22 protein-coding genes are annotated in these 15419 nt (G+C 72.4%); 10 read left to right on the top strand and 12 right to left on the bottom strand.

Translation table 11 applies throughout. The features are described 5' to 3' along the window. Positions 1 to 8 precede the first annotated feature (8 nt). Positions 9 to 899 carry a L,D-transpeptidase gene (locus O7611_RS20925; protein ID WP_269697436.1) on the top strand — a complete coding sequence of 297 codons (891 nt, stop codon included), beginning with the start codon at positions 9 to 11 and terminating at the stop codon, positions 897 to 899. A 6-nt stretch (positions 900 to 905) separates the two neighbouring features. Here O7611_RS20925 and O7611_RS20930 read toward each other — a convergent pair whose 3' ends face one another. The 5 genes from O7611_RS20930 to O7611_RS20950 all read right to left on the bottom strand — a co-directional run bounded on the left by O7611_RS20930 (position 906) and on the right by O7611_RS20950 (position 5266). Then, complete coding sequence (locus O7611_RS20930; protein WP_043329150.1) at positions 906 to 1526, bottom strand: response regulator transcription factor; 621 nt, start codon at positions 1524 to 1526, stop codon at positions 906 to 908. Beyond that, positions 1523 to 2677 carry a sensor histidine kinase gene (locus O7611_RS20935; protein ID WP_269697437.1) on the bottom strand — a complete coding sequence of 385 codons (1155 nt, stop codon included), beginning with the start codon at positions 2675 to 2677 and terminating at the stop codon, positions 1523 to 1525. The genes O7611_RS20930 and O7611_RS20935 overlap by 4 nt, the downstream gene beginning before the upstream one ends. 21 nt (positions 2678 to 2698) lie before the next feature. Then, positions 2699 to 3499 (bottom strand): ABC transporter permease, encoded by an 801-nt coding sequence (locus O7611_RS20940; RefSeq protein ID WP_269697438.1) that lies wholly within the window; start codon positions 3497 to 3499, stop codon positions 2699 to 2701. A 22-nt stretch (positions 3500 to 3521) separates the two neighbouring features. Beyond that, on the bottom strand, positions 3522 to 4412 hold the full coding sequence (locus O7611_RS20945) for an ABC transporter ATP-binding protein (protein WP_269697439.1): 891 nt from the start codon (positions 4410 to 4412) through the stop codon (positions 3522 to 3524). 110 nt (positions 4413 to 4522) lie between these two features. Then, positions 4523 to 5266, bottom strand: a complete 744-nt coding sequence (locus O7611_RS20950; protein WP_269697440.1) for an SDR family NAD(P)-dependent oxidoreductase — start codon at positions 5264 to 5266, stop codon at positions 4523 to 4525. A gap of 137 nt (positions 5267 to 5403) precedes the next feature. Here O7611_RS20950 and O7611_RS20955 point away from each other — a divergent pair, with 137 nt between their 5' ends. The 3 genes from O7611_RS20955 (at position 5404) to O7611_RS20965 (ending at position 6969) form a co-directional block, all read left to right on the top strand. After that, complete coding sequence (locus tag O7611_RS20955; RefSeq protein ID WP_269697441.1) at positions 5404 to 6255, top strand: alpha/beta hydrolase; 852 nt, start codon at positions 5404 to 5406, stop codon at positions 6253 to 6255. Positions 6256 to 6343: 88 nt separating this feature from the next. Further along, complete coding sequence (locus O7611_RS20960) at positions 6344 to 6553, top strand: type II toxin-antitoxin system VapB family antitoxin (RefSeq protein ID WP_194802258.1); 210 nt, start codon at positions 6344 to 6346, stop codon at positions 6551 to 6553. Beyond that, positions 6550 to 6969: a PIN domain nuclease gene (locus O7611_RS20965; protein WP_194802259.1), complete on the top strand. Its 420-nt coding sequence runs from the start codon at positions 6550 to 6552 to the stop codon at positions 6967 to 6969. Before O7611_RS20960 ends, O7611_RS20965 begins: the two co-directional genes overlap by 4 nt. 68 nt (positions 6970 to 7037) lie before the next feature. Here O7611_RS20965 and O7611_RS20970 read toward each other — a convergent pair whose 3' ends face one another. The 3 genes from O7611_RS20970 to O7611_RS20980 are packed head-to-tail and all read right to left on the bottom strand — an operon-like array spanning position 7038 to position 7812. Continuing rightward, a complete protein-coding gene (locus O7611_RS20970; protein ID WP_194802260.1) occupies positions 7038 to 7250 on the bottom strand; it encodes a hypothetical protein in 213 nt (70 codons plus the stop codon). Further along, on the bottom strand, positions 7247 to 7501 hold the full coding sequence (locus tag O7611_RS20975; RefSeq protein WP_194802261.1) for a hypothetical protein: 255 nt from the start codon (positions 7499 to 7501) through the stop codon (positions 7247 to 7249). The genes O7611_RS20970 and O7611_RS20975 overlap by 4 nt, the downstream gene beginning before the upstream one ends. After that, entirely contained in the window at positions 7498 to 7812 is a 315-nt protein-coding gene (locus tag O7611_RS20980) for a DivIVA domain-containing protein (RefSeq protein WP_194802262.1), read from the bottom strand. The genes O7611_RS20975 and O7611_RS20980 overlap by 4 nt, the downstream gene beginning before the upstream one ends. 273 nt (positions 7813 to 8085) lie before the next feature. On the opposite strand from O7611_RS20980, the gene O7611_RS20985 reads away from it, so the two are divergent. Then, positions 8086 to 8922, top strand: a complete 837-nt coding sequence (locus O7611_RS20985) for a helix-turn-helix domain-containing protein (RefSeq protein ID WP_194802263.1) — start codon at positions 8086 to 8088, stop codon at positions 8920 to 8922. Between the two features lie 13 nt (positions 8923 to 8935). Continuing rightward, entirely contained in the window at positions 8936 to 9142 is a 207-nt protein-coding gene (locus tag O7611_RS20990; protein WP_370584991.1) for a DUF397 domain-containing protein, read from the top strand. 30 nt (positions 9143 to 9172) lie between these two features. Here the strand turns inward: O7611_RS20990 and O7611_RS20995 are convergent, their stop codons facing one another. Then, entirely contained in the window at positions 9173 to 9787 is a 615-nt protein-coding gene (locus O7611_RS20995) for a DUF6082 family protein (protein WP_194802264.1), read from the bottom strand. A 151-nt stretch (positions 9788 to 9938) separates the two neighbouring features. Between O7611_RS20995 and O7611_RS21000 the strand changes: the two genes are divergently transcribed. Continuing rightward, complete coding sequence (locus O7611_RS21000) at positions 9939 to 11078, top strand: site-2 protease family protein (RefSeq protein ID WP_194802265.1); 1140 nt, start codon at positions 9939 to 9941, stop codon at positions 11076 to 11078. Between the two features lie 22 nt (positions 11079 to 11100). On the opposite strand, the gene O7611_RS21005 is transcribed toward O7611_RS21000, so the two are convergent. Further along, on the bottom strand, positions 11101 to 12327 hold the full coding sequence (locus tag O7611_RS21005) for an FAD-binding protein (protein WP_269697442.1): 1227 nt from the start codon (positions 12325 to 12327) through the stop codon (positions 11101 to 11103). Positions 12328 to 12394: 67 nt separating this feature from the next. Here O7611_RS21005 and O7611_RS21010 point away from each other — a divergent pair, with 67 nt between their 5' ends. Further along, positions 12395 to 12832: a hypothetical protein gene (locus tag O7611_RS21010; RefSeq protein WP_269697443.1), complete on the top strand. Its 438-nt coding sequence runs from the start codon at positions 12395 to 12397 to the stop codon at positions 12830 to 12832. A gap of 306 nt (positions 12833 to 13138) precedes the next feature. On the opposite strand, the gene O7611_RS21015 is transcribed toward O7611_RS21010, so the two are convergent. After that, the gene (locus O7611_RS21015) at positions 13139 to 14068 is read right to left on the bottom strand and encodes an LLM class F420-dependent oxidoreductase (RefSeq protein ID WP_269697444.1); all 930 of its coding nucleotides are present in this window, start codon (positions 14066 to 14068) and stop codon (positions 13139 to 13141) included. An 87-nt stretch (positions 14069 to 14155) separates the two neighbouring features. On the opposite strand from O7611_RS21015, the gene O7611_RS21020 reads away from it, so the two are divergent. Together O7611_RS21020 and O7611_RS21025 are read left to right on the top strand one after the other, a co-directional pair. After that, positions 14156 to 14464 carry an ArsR/SmtB family transcription factor gene (locus O7611_RS21020; RefSeq protein WP_269697445.1) on the top strand — a complete coding sequence of 103 codons (309 nt, stop codon included), beginning with the start codon at positions 14156 to 14158 and terminating at the stop codon, positions 14462 to 14464. Between the two features lie 3 nt (positions 14465 to 14467). Then, entirely contained in the window at positions 14468 to 14989 is a 522-nt protein-coding gene (locus O7611_RS21025; protein WP_269697446.1) for an SRPBCC family protein, read from the top strand. A gap of 9 nt (positions 14990 to 14998) precedes the next feature. On the opposite strand, the gene O7611_RS21030 is transcribed toward O7611_RS21025, so the two are convergent. Further along, the gene (locus O7611_RS21030; protein ID WP_013287882.1) at positions 14999 to 15382 is read right to left on the bottom strand and encodes a hypothetical protein; all 384 of its coding nucleotides are present in this window, start codon (positions 15380 to 15382) and stop codon (positions 14999 to 15001) included. Positions 15383 to 15419: the final 37 nt, after the last annotated feature.

Raw genomic sequence — 15419 nt, forward strand, 5'->3', positions numbered from 1 at the left:
TCGGTTTCGTGCTGTTCGACCGGTTCGCCATGCGCCGGCCTCCCGGCTGGCTGATCGCCGCGCTCGCCGTACCGCTGCTGCTCGTCACCGCGCTGCTGGTCGGCCGCGCGCTCACCGCCGCGCCCGCGCGCCAGGCGACGCCACCCGCCGCCGCACCCCCTGCCACGACCGCCGCGCCGAGTCCGTCGCCGGTGGAGTCGGTGCCGCCCGCCGCGCCGCCGCCGGACGACCTGCCGGTGGTCACCTACGACCCGGCGCCGCGCGGCTTCCCGCCCGACCCGGACCCGGCCGACACCCGCCCGCTGAGCGAGGGGCTGCGCCCGAACCGGAACGTGGCCGCCTACGACGCACCGGGCGGCCGCCCGCTGGCGTTCCTCGCGCCGACCATCAGCGGCGTACGGCTCACCGTGCCGATCGTCGACCGCCGCTCCGGCTGGACGGCGGTGCTGCTGCCGTCGGCGAACCGCACCATCGCCTGGCTGCCGTCGGGTGGCTGGACCACAGTGGTGCTGCGCGACCAGATCGTGGTGGAACGGCGCACCCACCGCCTCACCTGGAGCCGGGACGGCCGCGCGATGCGCACCTGGCCGGTCAGCCTCGGCATGTCCGGGCAGCTCACCCCGCTGGGCCGTACGTTCGTGCTGGGCCGCACCCCGCCCCCGCAGGCCGTCTACGGCGGCGTCGACATCTTCGCCCTCGGGGCGATCCCCGACGACCCCGGCGCGGTGCCGACCGGGCTGCGCGGCGCCCACATCGGACTGCACAGCTGGTACAACGACGAGACGCTCGGCAGGAACGTCACGAACGGCTGCATCCGGCTGACCCGCAGCGCCCAGCGCCTACTGCTGACCGAGGTCGAGCCGGGCACCGCCTTCGTGGTGGTCGACCGCCTGCCCTGACCGGGCTCAGCCCAGCAGCCAGCCGTTGGCCTCGGCCACCCGCACCGCGTCGGCCCGGTTACGGGCGCCGGTCTTGCCGATGGCGGCGGAGAGATGATTGCGGACGGTCCCCTCGGACAGGTGCAGCGTCGCCGCCAGCTCGGCCACCGTGCCGCCGCCGCGCGCCGTACGCAGCACCTCGGTCTCCCGTTCGGTGAGCGGGCTCGGCCCGGTGGCGAGCGTCTCGGCGGCGAGCGCCGGGTCGACCACCCGCAGCCCGGCGTGCACCCGGCGGACCGCGTCGGCGAGCTGCCGCGCCGGGGTGTCCTTGACGACGAAGCCGTTCGCACCCGCCTCCATCGCCCGGCGCAGGTAGCCGGGACGCCCGAACGTGGTCACCACGAGCACCCGGCAGGACGGCAGCGCGGCCCGCAGCGCGGCGGTCGCGGCCACCCCGTCCAGACCCGGCATCTCCACGTCGAGCAACGCCACGTCCGGGCCGGTGCGCAGCGCCTCCGGCACCACCTCGTCGCCGCGGCTCACCTCGGCCACCACTGTGAGGTCCGGTTCCAGCGACAGCAGCGCGGCGAGCGCGCCCCGGACCAGCGCCTGGTCGTCGGCGAGCAGCAGCCTGATCGGTTCGGTCACCGTCGCGCCCCTCCGTCCGCAACCGCCCCGGGCACGGTCACCCGGAGCAGGAAACCACGCCCGTCGTCCGGCCGCGCCACCGTCACCGTCGCGTCCAGCCGCCGGGCCCGTTCCCGCAGTCCGGCCAGGCCGTGCCCGGCCGTCGTGCCCCGCTGGTCCGCCGGGCCCCGGCCGTCGTCGCGTACCTCCACCGCCGACGGTTCCACCCGGATGACGCACCGGCGGGCACCGCTGTGCCGCACCACGTTGGTCACCCCCTCGCGGACCGCCCAGCCGAACAGCTCGTCGCGGTCCACCGGCAGCGGCGGCACCGACTCCGGCAGCTCCGCGACGACCCCCGCGGCGGCCAGCGCCGACCGAGCGCCGGCCAGTTCGGAGGCCAGATCCACCCCGCGGTACGCCCCGACGGTGCTCCGCACGTCCGCCAGCGCCTCCCGGGCGAGCCGCTCGATGTCGGCGATCTCGGTGGCGGCGCGGGCCGGGTCCAGTTCCATCAGCCGGCCGGCCAGCTCGGCCTTGACCGCCACCACGGTGAGCGAGTGCCCGAGGATGTCGTGCAGGTCCCGGGCGGCGCGGGCGCGTTCCTCGGCCACCGCCAGCCGGCGGATCTCCTGCTGCGCGGCCTGGAGTTCGCCGTTGCGCTGGGCCAGCCGGCTTACCCCGAACATCGCGAACGAGGCGAGCAGCACCGCGAAGACGAGCGTGCTCTCGTGCTCCCAGCCGGGCACCAGACGCGCGGTCACCGGCGGCGCCGCCGCGGCGAGCACCACCACGGCCAGCGCTTCCACCGACGGCAGCAGGAACACCGCCGCAGCGGCGACGAAGACCAGTGTGGTCAGCCAGTCGCCGCCGGTGCCGGGGATCCCGGCTAGTCCGAGCGCGAGCAGCACGGCGATCAGCAGCCGGGCCCGGCCGGGCGGCACCGGCAGGTTGCGCTGCCGCCGGGCCCGGGCCCATTCGAAGATCAGCACGTACGCCACGGCGAACGCGACGAGCGAGCCGATCCCGACCAGCCGCCGCCACATCTGCGGCTGGTCCAGTGCGGTGGTGAACGGGATGTTGAGGAAGAACAGCCAGACCGCCGCCAGCAGCCAGCCGGTGAACCGCCAGTGGCGGTTCACCGGCCGGGCCGGACCGGGCGGCGACGTCACGCCGACCACGCTAGACCCCGCTCAGACACGGGTGGTGTCCCGGCGGAACAGCCGGGCCGCGCCGAGTCCGAAGAACGCGGTCCAGGCGGTCACGTTCGCCACCGCCGCCCAGTCCACCCCGGTGCCGGTCAGCGGCGCCCGCGCGAGCTGACCGACCCCGTACACCGGGGTGAACTCGGCGATCTGCCGCATCACGTCGGGCAGCAGGTCCAGCGGGACGAACAGGCCACCCAGCATGGCCAGGATGGCCAGCGCCGGGCCCATGAACTGCATGACGTTCTCGGCCGGGGCGAGGTAGCCGACGAACAGCCCGAAGGCGGCGAACACGAGCGCGCCGATCCAGGCGGTCAGGCCGGACTCCACCCAGACGTGCGCGGGCAGCCGGACCCCGGAGGCGGCGCCGACGGCGAACTCGACGAGTACGCCGAGCAGGCCGAGCACCATCGCGGTGGCGACCTTCGTCGCCACGTACGCGGCCGGGCGCAGCGGTGTCAGCCGCAGTTGCCGGCTCCAGCCCAGCGCGCGTTCGGTGGCGACAGCCGCGCCGGCGCTGGTGGTGGCGACCATCGCCGCGTACACGGCCAGGCTGATCATGATCCAGCCGGTGACCGGCAGCCCGTTGTCCAACTTCTCCCCACGCGTGGGCAGCCCGAACAACAGGAAGAACACGGCCGGCATGACCAGGATGAACAGCAGCGTACGGCGGTTGCGCAGCACCCGGCGTATCTCGATGCCGAGCACCGGCGCGCAGAAGCCGCCGAGGGCGGGCGGGCGGCGGTCGGCCGCGCGGGTGCCGGTGGTGGACGAGGTCGTGGCGGTCATGGCAGGACTCCCCGAGGTCGGTTCAGGCGGAGGCGGTCAGGGTGAGGAAGGCGTCCTCGAGGTTGCGTGAGGTGATCTCCAGGTCCCGGGCGTCCGTGCGGGTCAGCAGGTGCCGGGCGACCACATCGGAGTCCTCGCTGTGCACGAGGACCACGTCGCCGCGTACCTCGACCGACCGCACGCCCGGCAGCGCGGCGAGCGCGGCCTGGTCGGCGCCGGGCAGCGTGGCCCGCACGACCCGCCCGGCGGCCAGGTTCTTGATCTCGGCGGTGGTGCCGTCGGCGACCACGCGGCCCTGGCGGATCAGCACGATCCGGTCCGCGTACGCGTCGGCCTCGTCCAGGTAGTGGGTGGCGAACAGGACGGTCCGGCCGGAGCGGGCGTCGGCCCGGATCGCCTGCCAGAAGTCGCGGCGGCCCTCGACGTCCATGCCGGTGGTCGGCTCGTCCAGCACCATCAGGTCCGGGTCGGGCAGCAGTGCGAGCGCGAACCGCAGGCGCTGCTGCTGACCGCCCGAGCACTTGCCCACCGCCCGGTCGGCGATCCCGGCGATGCCGGCGCGCTCCAGCACCTCCGCCACCGGCCGGGTGTGGCCGTAGAAGTGCGCTGTCATCCGTACCGTCTCGGCGACGGTGAGGTCCTTGAGCAGGCCGCCGGTCTGCATCACGGCGGCGACCCGGCCGAGCCGGACGGCGTCGGCCGGTTCACCGCCGAACAGGCGCACGGTGCCGGCGTCCGGGCGGGCCAGCCCGAGCAGCATGTCGACGGTGGTGGTCTTGCCGGCGCCGTTGGGGCCGAGGAACGCCACCACCTCACCGGGGGCGATCCGCAGGTCGAGCCCGTCGACGGCGGTCACCCGGCCGAAGGTCTTTGTGAGTCCGGCCAGGTCGACGGCCGGTGCGGGTTCGGTCATGCCCACGATGCTCCGGTGCCGGGTGTCCGGTTCCCCGGAGCGGCAGTCACCTTCCGGCCGTGACATTTGTCAGGCGGTCACACCGCCGACGCCGGACGCTCTGGGGCCGCTCAGGCCGTCGCGCCGCCGTCGATCGCGATCGACGCGCCGGTGATGTGCCGTCCGCCGGCGCCCACCAGGTGACTGACAGTAGCCGCCACGTCTTCCGGCTCCGCGTACCGGCCGAGAGCGATGTGCGACCGCTGCCCGTCCGCGCCGACGCTGTCCGCCGGGTTCATGTCGGTGTCGGTCGAGCCGGGCAGGATCAGGTTGACGGTGATCCCACGCGGACCGAGTTCCCGGGCGAGCGCCCGGGTCAGCCCGTTCACGGCGCTCTTGGTCATCGCGTAGGCGCTCACCCCGGGGGCCGGGACACGACTGGCGAAGCTGCTGCCGATGTTGACGATCCGCCCGCCCGCACCCATGTGGCGCACCGCCGCCTGGGTGGCGAGGTAGACCCCGCGCACGTTCACCGCGATCGCCCGGTCCAGGGCGTCCAGGCTGACCGACTCGATCGGCCCGCCCGCGAACACGCCGGCGTTGTTGACCAGGATGTCCAGCCGCCCCAACTCGGCGACGGTCCGCTCCACGGCGCCGACCACGGCCGACGCGTCGGTACTGTCCGCGTTGATCGCCAGGCCGGTCCGCCCGTACGCCTCGATCTCGGCCACCACGGACTTCGCGCTGTCCTCCGCGGTGCGGTAGGTGAACGCGACGTGGATGCCGTCCTCGGCCAGCCGGCGCACGACGGCGGCGCCGATTCCCCGGCTCCCACCCGTCACCAGGGCGACCCTGTCGGCAAGTCTGACCGTCATGTCCTCATCCTGACAGTCGACTCAGGACAGCGATCACCCGGGTCGCCGGCCGGCTCCCGACTGTTCGATCAAACAGGGTTGCCGGCGCCCAGTCCGGGTACGCGCGGGCCGTCCAGCGGCGAAACGGGGAGGCGGACATGAGCGCACCGACGGGACGGGTCGACACGATAGTGCTCATCCACGGGCTCTGGATGACCTCGCGGAGCTGGGAGCACTGGGCGCAGCGGTACTCAGCGCGCGGCTTCCAGGTGCTCACGCCCGCCTGGCCCGGGATGGACCGCGAGGTGGAGGAGCTGCGGGCCGACCCCGCGCCGATCGCCGCGCAGCGCATCGCCGACATCGCCGACCACTACGCGGCGATCATCAGGGACCTGCCGCGCCCGCCGATCATCATGGGCCACTCGTTCGGCGGCCTGATCGCCCAGTTGCTGGCGGACCGCCGCCTCGGCGCCGCGGTGGTCGCCGTGCACCCCGCGCCGGTACGGGGTGTGCTGAAGCTGCCGCCCAGCACGCTGCGCTCCGGGTACTCGATCCTGCACAACCCGGCGAACCGGCACCGCGCCGTGCCGTTCACCCCGGAGGCCTTCCGGTACGCCTTCGGCAACACCATCAGCCAGGAGCAGTCCGACGCGGCCTGGGAGCGGTACGCCGTACCGGGCGCCGGGCACGTGCTGTTCGAGGCCGCGTTCGCCAACCTGGACCCGAACTCGGCCACCGAGATCGACAAGAAGCGCAGCGACCGCGCCCCGCTGCTGATCACCGCGGGCGGCGAGGACCACGTGGTGCCCGCAACCTTGGCCAGCTCGATCGCCAACCTCTACCGGAGTTCGACGGCGCTCACCGGCTACCGGGAGTTCCCCGGCCGGTCGCACTTCGTCGGCGGCGAACCGGGCTGGGAGGAGGAGGCGGACTTCGCGCTGGAGTGGGCGGTCGAGGCGGCGAACGAGTTCTCCCCGACGGTGGTCGCCGAGGCCCCGCGACGGCGCTGACCCAGCCCGACACCTCCGCATGCGTATATCAAGAAACCGAAAACTTGATATCATCACCTCGTTCGCCCGCTGGACGAGGAGGCATGCCATGTCCCGCACCATTCTCGACGTCGACGATGAACTCCTGGCCGAGGCCGCCGAGATCCTCGGTACCGGCACCAAGAAGGCCACCGTCAACGCCGCGCTTCAGGAAGTGGTCAACCGGGAGAAACGACGGGAGTTCGCCGACTGGCTCAAGAGCGGCGGCCTGCCGGACCTCACCGACCCGGGGCAGGCGTCGAAGCCCGAAGCGGCATGACGCGGGAGCGCTACCTCCTCGACAAGTCGGCGCTGGCCCGGTGGCCGAAGCCCGCCGTGGCACCGGTCCTGGACGAGTTGTCCGATCGCGGCCTGCTGGCGGTCTGCGGCGCCATCGAGATCGAGGTCGTGCACAGCGCCCGCTCGGCCAAGGACGCGAAGCGCGCTCGGTGGCTGCTCCGCGGTTTCGACTGGCTCGCCATGCCCGACGACATCTGGGATCGTGCGATCGACGTCCAGGTGCAGGCGCTGCACAAGGGCAACCACCGAGCGCTCTCGATGGCCGATCTGCTGATCGCCGCGACAGCCGAACGGCATGGCGTGACCGTTCTGCACTACGACGGTGACTTCGACCTGATCACCGCGATCACCGGCCAGCCGACGACGTGGGTCGTCCCGGCCGGAAAGGCCGACTGACCGACTCCGGGCCTCGATGCCGGGTGGGGCCGCCGGGAGTAGCGCCGAGGTGTCCAGGACGAGCCCGTTCACGCGCCAGCCGCCCTGTCGCCCCCGAATTGGCGCAGCCACTCCATGTTCCGGTCGTGCTGCTCGTCGGTGATCGGCGGCTGTTGTGCCAGCCTCCGGCGGGCCCGCTCGACGTCCTCGTCGGTCACTGCATAACCGATGTTCTCGACCGCGGCTCGTGCATATTCCGCTTCCGGTTGCGGGCGTCCGACGCTGCTCCGGCGCATGCTCATCGCGGCCGGAACCGCCGGGAGCACTCGTCGTCGTGTCCGGGCCGTAGCAGACACCGCTGCCCACCGGGCAGCAACCGGTCGCAGAACACCCAGTGACGGACGTTCTGGTCGTCCTCCGCCGAGACAGTGGTGCCGCCCGGCTCGGTCTGCGGCAGGACGTGGGTCCAGTGCGCCACCACGCGGGCCAGCCGCTGAGCGGAGAGCAGGTCGTTGACGACGACCGGCAGGTGGATCACCCATCGCTCGGTCATCTGTCGTATCCCCGTTCGTTGCGCGCCTGGGCCTGCTCCGACTGCCAGCGGCGCAGCGCGTTCTTGATCCGGTCCGTCTCCCGGCGGCTCTGCGCCAGTGCGTCGTAGACGGCGGACAGGTCACCGGCAACGCGGTCGAGGAACTCCCGCACCTCCTGCGGATCGAGCCCGCGCCGTCCCAGCGGGGTCGGCCGGAAGCTCCGCTCACGAACCTGCCAGGGGCGCAGCGGGTGGTAGGCGGAGGAGCGGTAGCAGGTCGATCCGAGGACCGACCGTCGGCGACGCCGGACACGCCGGAGGAAGACGCGCATGACAGGACCTGCCTCTCTCACCGTCGAGATCGAACCGTGGAAGGGCGGGCCCGCCGGCCCGCCCCGCACCGGCGGACCCACCCCGGCACCTGCCACCGCAGCCTTCGACCAGCAGTACGTCAGCAGGGCACAGCACGTGACTCAGGTCGACAAACCGGTAACCCAGCCGATCCGGCCACTCACCCATCGTGCAGCGAACTGCACCCTCTACGCAACTCCCGATTCGGGAGCGTGTCATTGCGAAGCTCGTCCGGTTCCGCCACACTGACCGGCATGACTGGAAGCCCGACCGTCCGACGTCGACGCCTGGCCGCTGCGCTGCGTCGCCTCCGTGAACAGACCGGCATGACCGCCGACCAGGCCGCCAAGGAGGTGGGCATCTCGAAGTCGGCGATCAGCCGCATCGAGAACGCCCAGGTGTCCGTCATGCCGCCGGTCGCCCGTGGGCTCCTTGAGCTGTACGGCGTGGAGGGCGACGAGGTGGACGCGCTCGTCCAGGTCGCCCGCGACGCCCGCAAGCGGGGCTGGTGGCAGGCGTACGACGACGTGCTGCCGGACTGGTTCGAGGTTTACGTCGGGCTGGAGGCCGAGGCGTCCGAGATCCGCGCGTTCCAGCCACAACTGATTCCGGGTCTGCTCCAGACCGCCGACTACGCCCGCGCGGTCATCCGCGCCGAGCATCCGGACGCTCCGAGCGACGAGGTCGACCGGCGGGTGGAGTTGCGCATGCGCCGTCAGGACACCGAAACTCCGCCGAAGCTCTGGGTGGTGCTGGACGAGGCAGCGCTACGGCGGCCGGTCGGCGGCGCGGAGCTGTTCGCGGCGCAGTTGCGGCGACTGGCCGAGGAGGCCGATCGGCCCGGCCGCACCATCCAGATCCTGACGTTCGGCGCCGGCGAGTACGGGTCGATGGGCAGCGCCTTCAGCGTGCTGGCCTTCCCCGAGCCGGCCGATCCGGGGGTCGTCTACGTCGAGACCCGCGCGGGTAGCCTCTATCTCGAAGGCCAACAGGTCAGGGAGTACAGCCGCGTCTTCGAGCATCTGGTCGCCACGGCGGCCGGCGCCCGGGAGTCGCGCGACCTCATCCTGGGGGCGATCGACGAGCTATGAGAGGACGGCGCGGGTGGACGAGGCCAACCAGGCGACGATGACCTGGCGCAAGAGCACCCGCAGCAACGGTTCCGGAGACTGCGTCGAGGTCGCCGACAACCTGCCCGGCGTGGTCGGGCTACGCGACAGCAAGGACCCGCGAGGTCCTATCCTCGCCTTCGACCCGGCAGCCTGGTCGACCTTCGTTGCGAGCGTCAAGCACGAGACGTTCCGGAACTGAACGCGGCAGGCATCGCCTGCCCACCCTGCCCTACGATCCGGTGCCCGAAGCCTCCGCGCTTCGTAGCTTCGCAAGGGCGCGCAGGTACTCGTCCTCCACAATCCGGTCGAACGCTGCTGGCTGCGCCCCCGCGTGCACGACCTCCCGCGTAAGTCGCGCCTGTTCCCAGAACCTCAAGCCGATCTCGGTGGCGAAGATGTCAGCTGCCAGCAGTCCTCGCAACTGACTCTCAGGCATCCCGCCCAGCTGCCAGGTCGCGGCCCAGAAGTTGAGGATCAGGTTGATGTAGGCCCGCTGCCTCCGCCTTTCAGGGGCAGGGTCCTGGGTCAGCGACCCCCAGCACTCCATCAGCACGGCATCATCTATGGCCATCTTCAGCAACAAGGCATGCTGGTCACGTTGCGCGTATTCCAATGCGATGCGGGCCTGCCTGTTTTGACTGATGGTGGTGGCGACCACACCCACGAGAGCCAGCGCAGAGAGAAGCATGGATACCGAGCCGTAGGCTTGGCCGATATTCGCCAAGCGCTCCCAGTCGGTACTCGGATCGAAGGCGTAGTCGATCAGGGGCGGGGAGAGCAGCAGCGCAAGCCCTCCCAAGAAGACCAACAACGCCCAGACGGCTACGCCGCGAACACTCCTCATCTACGCAAGGCTAGTTCTCTCATCAAAGTTGATCAATCATGTGCGCTGCCTCCTGGCACCCCGATCCTCCTGGCTCTGCACTCACCGCAGGTCCGGCACGCCGTGCAGCAGGTTCTGGTGTGCGGGTGGGTGCGCCGGGTATGACGGGAACATGAGGGCGAGTTTCCGTCTGGGTCGGATCGCTGGCGTACCGGTCGGCGTCAACTGGAGTGTCCTGGTCATCTTCGTGCTGATCGCGTGGGCGCTGTCGGCGAGCCTGTTCCCTTCCTCGTACCCCGGTCACTCCCCCGTCGCCTACATCGCGGCCGGCCTGGCCGCCGCCGTGGTCTTCTTCCTCGGCCTGCTCGCCCACGAGGTGGCGCACGCGGTGGTCGCCAAGCGCAACGGCATCGAGGTCGAGGGCATCACGCTGTGGTTGTTCGGCGGCGTCGCCGAGCTGAAGGGCGAGGCGAAGGACCCGGGCGCCGAACTGCGGATCGCCGGGGTCGGGCCGCTGGTCAGCCTGATCATCGGCGTGGTGTTCGCGGCGATCGCGGTGGCCGTCGCCGCCGCGGGCGGGCACGGGCTGCTGCTCGGCGCGCTGGCCTGGCTGGCCGGCATCAACGTGCTGCTGGCGATCTTCAACGTGCTGCCGGCCGCCCCGCTGGACGGCGGGCGGCTGCTGCGCGCGGCGGTCTGGAAGTTCACCGGCGACCGGACCAAGGCGTCGGTGGTGGCGGCCCGCGCGGGCTGGGTGCTCGGCGTCGTGCTGATCGGGCTGGGGCTGTGGCGGTTCTTCACCGGCGCCGGGTTCGGCGGGCTCTGGCTGGCGCTGATCGGCTGGTTCCTGCTCGGCGCCGCCGGCCAGGAGGAACGCGCCGCCCGGATGGGCGACGCGCTGCGCGGCATCCGGGTCGGCGACGTGATGACGCCGCAGCCGCAGACCGCGTCCGGCGACCTCACAGTGGCCGACTTCGTCGACCACTACCTTTTCGCGTACCGGCACTCGGCACTGCCGCTCACCGTCGACGGCAGGCCGGTCGGCCTGGTCACGCTCGATCGGGTACGCGGCATCCCGGCGGACCGCCGCGCGTCGACCACCCTGGCCGAGGTGTCCTGCCGGGCCGACGAACTGGTGCTCGCCCGCCCGGAGGAACAGCTCACCGACCTGCTGCCCCGGCTCAACGAGTGCACCGACGGCCGGGCGCTGGTGGTGATCGACGAACAGTTGGTCGGCATCGTCTCGCCCAGCGACATCAGCCGGGCGGTGCAGCGCGGCAGCCTGCGCCAGCAGGTGCCGGCTGGACGCTGATCCAGTCCCGAGGAAAGCCGGCTCAGTCCCGGAGGAAGTAGCGGTCCATCTCGGCGGTGCGGAACTTCCCCTTCGGGTCGAACTCGCGCAGCAGCGCGGCGAAGTCGGCGTGCCGGGGGTACGCGCTGGCGGGATCGCGGTCGAACAGCTTGCCCCAGTGCGGGCGCGGCGCGAACGGGGCGAGCCGCTCCTCCACCTCCGCCAGCACCGGCGCCACCGCCACCGGATCGCCGATCCAGGTGAAGTGCAGCGCCAGCGAGTCGCGCCGGAAGTTCGGGCTCAGCCACAGCTCGTCGGCGGCGATCGTCCGCAGCTCGCAGATCTGGAGCACGGCGGCGATCCGGTCGGCAATCGGGTCGAGCGCGGCGAGCGCCGCCGACGCGTCGGCCCGGGCCACGTGCCACTCGGACTGCAACTCGTCGCCGCTGCTCGGCGTGAATCCGAGCCGGAAGTGCGGCAGCCGCTCGTGCCACGGCCCCGGCTCGCCGAGCTGCGCCGTGCAGTGCTCCGGCGACATTCCGGGCACCGGGTGCCGGGGCGAGTCGGCGGCCACCGTGTCCAGCCAGTCGGCGGGCGGCGGCGCCTGGTCCGCGTACTGCTTCACCCACACCTGGTCGAAACGCTCCGAGCGCCACGAGGTGAAGACGCTGACGCTGTACGCGGCGTCGAGCGCCTCGTCCAGCGCCGCACGAGGCAGGCCGAGGCGGACGTGCTGGCGCACCGCGTACATGGGCACCACGTCGAGCGTGAGCCGGGTGACCACGCCCAGCGCGCCCAGGTTGACCACCATCCCGGCGAACCGCGGGTCACCGCGGTCGACGGTGATCAGGTCGCCGTCGGCGGTGACCAGTTCCAGCCCGGCGACGGCGGCGGCGAGGTTGCGGTTCCGCGCGCCGGACCCGTGGGTGGCGGTGGCGACCGAGCCGGCCACCGAGATGTGCGGCAGCGAGGCGAGGTTCGCCAGCGCGTACCCCTGAGCCTGGAGCGCGGTGGCCAGGTCGCCGTAGCGGACGCCGGCCGCGACGGTGACGGTGCCGCGCTCGGGGTCGAGCGCGACGGCCGGTGGCAGGCCGTCCAGCGCGATCTGGACGCCGGTGGTGTCGCCGAGCCGGTTGAACGAGTGGCCGGTGCCGACGGCCCGGACCAGGTCGGCCTCCGCGACCAGCCGGCGCAGGTCGTCGGTCGAGGTCGGCCGCGATCGGGTACGCGCCGACCAGCTGACGTTTCCGGCCCAGTTGGTGTCCGTCATGCGCTGCATCATGCGCCATCATGCGCCGGCAGGGTTGCCCCGGCCACTCGGCGGGAATCCTGGCGGGATGAGCAGCTACCGCGACCCGAGCCTCCGCGGCGACGTGTACCCGTCGGAGGAGGAGATCGACCCGACCGGCGTGGACCCCGACGCTGCGGAGATGCCGCCAGCCGGTGTGGGGCCCGTCGGTGTGGGATCGGCCAGTGTGGGAACCGCCGGTGTGGGAGTGCCGCCCGCCGCGACCGCGCCGGTGCCGGGGCCCACGCCGGAGCCCGAGCCGGACCCGGTGCCCCACCCGGGGCCGCCGCCGCGCCAGGTGTCCGGCCGGTCGATCGTGACCCGGCACCTGGACGGTTCCGTCGAGGTGGTGACGGACCTGGACGGCGACGGCGTGGCCGACGTGGTGCAGGTCGACCTGGACGGCGACGGCGTGCCGGACGTGACGTACCTGGACAGCGACCGCGACGGCCGCCTCGACACCGTCCGCCGCGCAACCCCACGCTGACGCGCCCCGGGCGCTCACGCGACCCGCCGACGATCTTGGAGTTCTGGCGCCCACACCGTTGATCATGCAGTTACTGCCCCGACAAGAGCCGTAAATCCGGCACCGAAAGGGCCGCAACCGCAAGATCGCGGGGTTGGTGGGGGTGGTGCGGGAGTGCGCCTCCCGTAACGCGAGATTGTCGTTCCGCGAGGTGGACCGGTGTAGATCTTGGCACGAAAGGGCCCCTATGGGGGTCGTTTCGTACCAAGATCCCGACGGGAGCCGGGAGGCGGGAGGCGGGACGGGCGGCGGGGCGGGCGAGCCCGGTCAGATCTGGGGCATCACCTCGGCGGCCACCAGCTCCAGGTGGTCCAGGTCGGTCAAGTCGAGCACCTGGAGGTAGGCGCGGGAACTGCCCGCCTCGGCGTACCGACCGAGCGTCTCGACCACCTCGGCGGGCGTGCCGGCGGCACCGTTCGCGCGCAGCTCGTCCGGGTCACGTCCGATCGCCTCGGCGCGGCGCCTCACCTCGGCCTCGTTGCGGCCGCAGCAGAGCACGAGCGCGTTGGACCAGGTCATCGTGGACGGGTCGCGGTCGATCGCGGCGCAGGCGTCGCGTACCCGCCCGAACTGCGTGACGGTGTCCTCGACCGAGGCGAACGGCAGGTTGAACTCGTCGGCGTACCGGGCGGCCAGGCGGGGCGTGCGCTTCGGGCCCATGCCGCCGAGCAGGATCGGCGGGCGGGGGCGCTGCACCGGCTTGGGCAGCGCCGGCGAGTCACTGACCGGGTAGTACGTGCCGGGGAAGTCGAACGTGGCGCCGTCCGGGGTGGACCAGAGCCCGGTGATGACGGCGAGCTGCTCCTCCAGCCGGTCGAACCGCTCCCCCAGCGCCGGGAACGGGATGCCGTACGCGGTGTGCTCCTCGGCGTACCAGCCGGTGCCGATGCCCAGCTCGACCCGGCCGCCGCTCATCTGGTCGACCTGCGCCACGGTGATCGCCAGCGGGCCGGGTAGCCGGAACGTGGCGGCTGTCATCAGGGTGCCGAGCCGGATCCGGGTGGTGTCGCGGGCCAGGCCCGCGAGCGTGGTCCACGCGTCGGTCGGGCCGGGGTCGCCGCTCACCGAGCCCATCTTCAGGTAGTGGTCGGAGCGGAAGAACGCGGCGAAGCCGGTCTCCTCCGCGCGGCGTGCCACGGCGAGGAGCTGGTCGTATGTGGCCCCCTGCTGGGGCTCGGTGAAGATCCGCAGTTCCATCCCCCGAGCATATGGAGCCCGCCGGGCCGGGGCAGCGCGACCTGTCATTCCTTGCCAGGCATATAACCAGTGAGGCATATTGCACGGGTGACCGTCGACGCCTTCGCCGTGCTGGCCGAGCCCTCCCGGCGCCGCATCCTGGACCGGCTGCGCCGGGCGGAGAGCAGCGTCGGCGAACTGGTGGACGCGCTGGGCATGAGCCAGCCGGCCGTCTCCAAGCACCTGCGGGTGCTCCGCGACGCCGGGCTGGTCACCTGCCGTACGGCGGCGCAGCGGCGGATCTACCGCGTCGACACCGCGCCGCTACGGGCAGTGGACGACTGGCTCGGGCCGTACCGGTCGATGTGGACCGCGCATCTCGACGCCCTCGAACGCCATCTCGACAGTCAGGAGTGACAGATGGACCGCGACTCGTTCCGTCCCGGCCCGATCGCCCGGGTAGAGCTGACACCCGAGAACGAACTGGTCTTCGTCCGCGACCTACGACACCCGCCGGAGAAGGTGTGGGCCGCGCTCACCGACCCGGACCGGCTCGCCGAGTGGGCGCCGTTCCTGGCCGACCGCGACCTGGGCCGCCCTGGCGACGCCGTGCTCAGCGCCATCGACGGCGACCAGAGCCACCCGGCACCGGCCCGGGTGCTGCGCGCGGACCGGCCGCACCTGCTGGAGTACACCTGGGGCGACGACAGGCTCCGCTGGGAGCTGACAGCGAACGGCGACGGCACCACTCTCACGCTGCGGCACCGGGTCGGCGGTCCGGACCTCGCCCCGATGACTGCCGCCGGCTGGCACATCTGCCTCGACGTCGCCGCGCATCTGCTCGACGGCGACCCGGTCGGCCCGATCCGGGGCGCGGAGGCGAAGGACTTCGGCTGGGCGGAGCTGCGCGACGCGTACGCCGAACGCCTGAACCGCGACTGACGACGGCAGTCACGCGGTCCGGCGGCGCAGCCACCCGGCGGCCCCGCCGACCAGCGTCGTCCCGATGGTGGTGCCGATCGCCACCAGTGCCGCACCGACCGCCCACAGGCCGGTGTCGTCGGTCGAGGCGGCGTGCACCGCCCACGGCACGGTGAACGCCACCGTCATCACTGTCGCCACCAGCCAGATGTTCAGCCACCAGCCGCCGACGGCGGCCAGCGCGCCCAGGGTCAGCACCGCGGCGGCGACCTGCCAGACCGCGTACGGCCCGCTCATGTCGCCGGTCTGCGGGTCCACGGTCCAGCCGGACTCCCAGCTCAGCCAGGCCACCCAGGCACCGGCAGTGGCCAGCGCCAGGAGCAGACCGCCGAGCAGCGTACGTCTCGTCGTCACGCCTCCGATCCTGCCCGGGCCGGCGGGGCGGGCGAAT

It is taken from the genome of Micromonospora sp. WMMC273 (genome assembly GCF_027460285.1).
Classification (GTDB): Bacteria; Actinomycetota; Actinomycetes; order Mycobacteriales; family Micromonosporaceae; genus Micromonospora; species Micromonospora aurantiaca.

Excerpts from the sequence above, each read along its gene's own strand:
- O7611_RS20940 (WP_269697438.1), bottom strand. The coding sequence starts at position 3,499 with ATGACCGCCACGACCTCGTCCACCACCGGCACCCGCGCGGCCGACCGC.
- O7611_RS20945 (WP_269697439.1), bottom strand. The coding sequence starts at position 4,412 with ATGACCGAACCCGCACCGGCCGTCGACCTGGCCGGACTCACAAAGACC.
- O7611_RS20950 (WP_269697440.1), bottom strand. The coding sequence starts at position 5,266 with ATGACGGTCAGACTTGCCGACAGGGTCGCCCTGGTGACGGGTGGGAGC.
- O7611_RS20955 (WP_269697441.1), top strand. The coding sequence starts at position 5,404 with ATGAGCGCACCGACGGGACGGGTCGACACGATAGTGCTCATCCACGGG.
- O7611_RS20960 (WP_194802258.1), top strand. The coding sequence starts at position 6,344 with ATGTCCCGCACCATTCTCGACGTCGACGATGAACTCCTGGCCGAGGCC.
- O7611_RS20965 (WP_194802259.1), top strand. The coding sequence starts at position 6,550 with ATGACGCGGGAGCGCTACCTCCTCGACAAGTCGGCGCTGGCCCGGTGG.
- O7611_RS20970 (WP_194802260.1), bottom strand. The coding sequence starts at position 7,250 with ATGAGCATGCGCCGGAGCAGCGTCGGACGCCCGCAACCGGAAGCGGAA.
- O7611_RS20975 (WP_194802261.1), bottom strand. The coding sequence starts at position 7,501 with ATGACCGAGCGATGGGTGATCCACCTGCCGGTCGTCGTCAACGACCTG.
- O7611_RS20980 (WP_194802262.1), bottom strand. The coding sequence starts at position 7,812 with ATGCGCGTCTTCCTCCGGCGTGTCCGGCGTCGCCGACGGTCGGTCCTC.
- O7611_RS20985 (WP_194802263.1), top strand. The coding sequence starts at position 8,086 with ATGACTGGAAGCCCGACCGTCCGACGTCGACGCCTGGCCGCTGCGCTG.
- O7611_RS20995 (WP_194802264.1), bottom strand. The coding sequence starts at position 9,787 with ATGAGGAGTGTTCGCGGCGTAGCCGTCTGGGCGTTGTTGGTCTTCTTG.
- O7611_RS21000 (WP_194802265.1), top strand. The coding sequence starts at position 9,939 with ATGAGGGCGAGTTTCCGTCTGGGTCGGATCGCTGGCGTACCGGTCGGC.
- O7611_RS21005 (WP_269697442.1), bottom strand. The coding sequence starts at position 12,327 with ATGACGGACACCAACTGGGCCGGAAACGTCAGCTGGTCGGCGCGTACC.
- O7611_RS21010 (WP_269697443.1), top strand. The coding sequence starts at position 12,395 with ATGAGCAGCTACCGCGACCCGAGCCTCCGCGGCGACGTGTACCCGTCG.
- O7611_RS21015 (WP_269697444.1), bottom strand. The coding sequence starts at position 14,068 with ATGGAACTGCGGATCTTCACCGAGCCCCAGCAGGGGGCCACATACGAC.
- O7611_RS21025 (WP_269697446.1), top strand. The coding sequence starts at position 14,468 with ATGGACCGCGACTCGTTCCGTCCCGGCCCGATCGCCCGGGTAGAGCTG.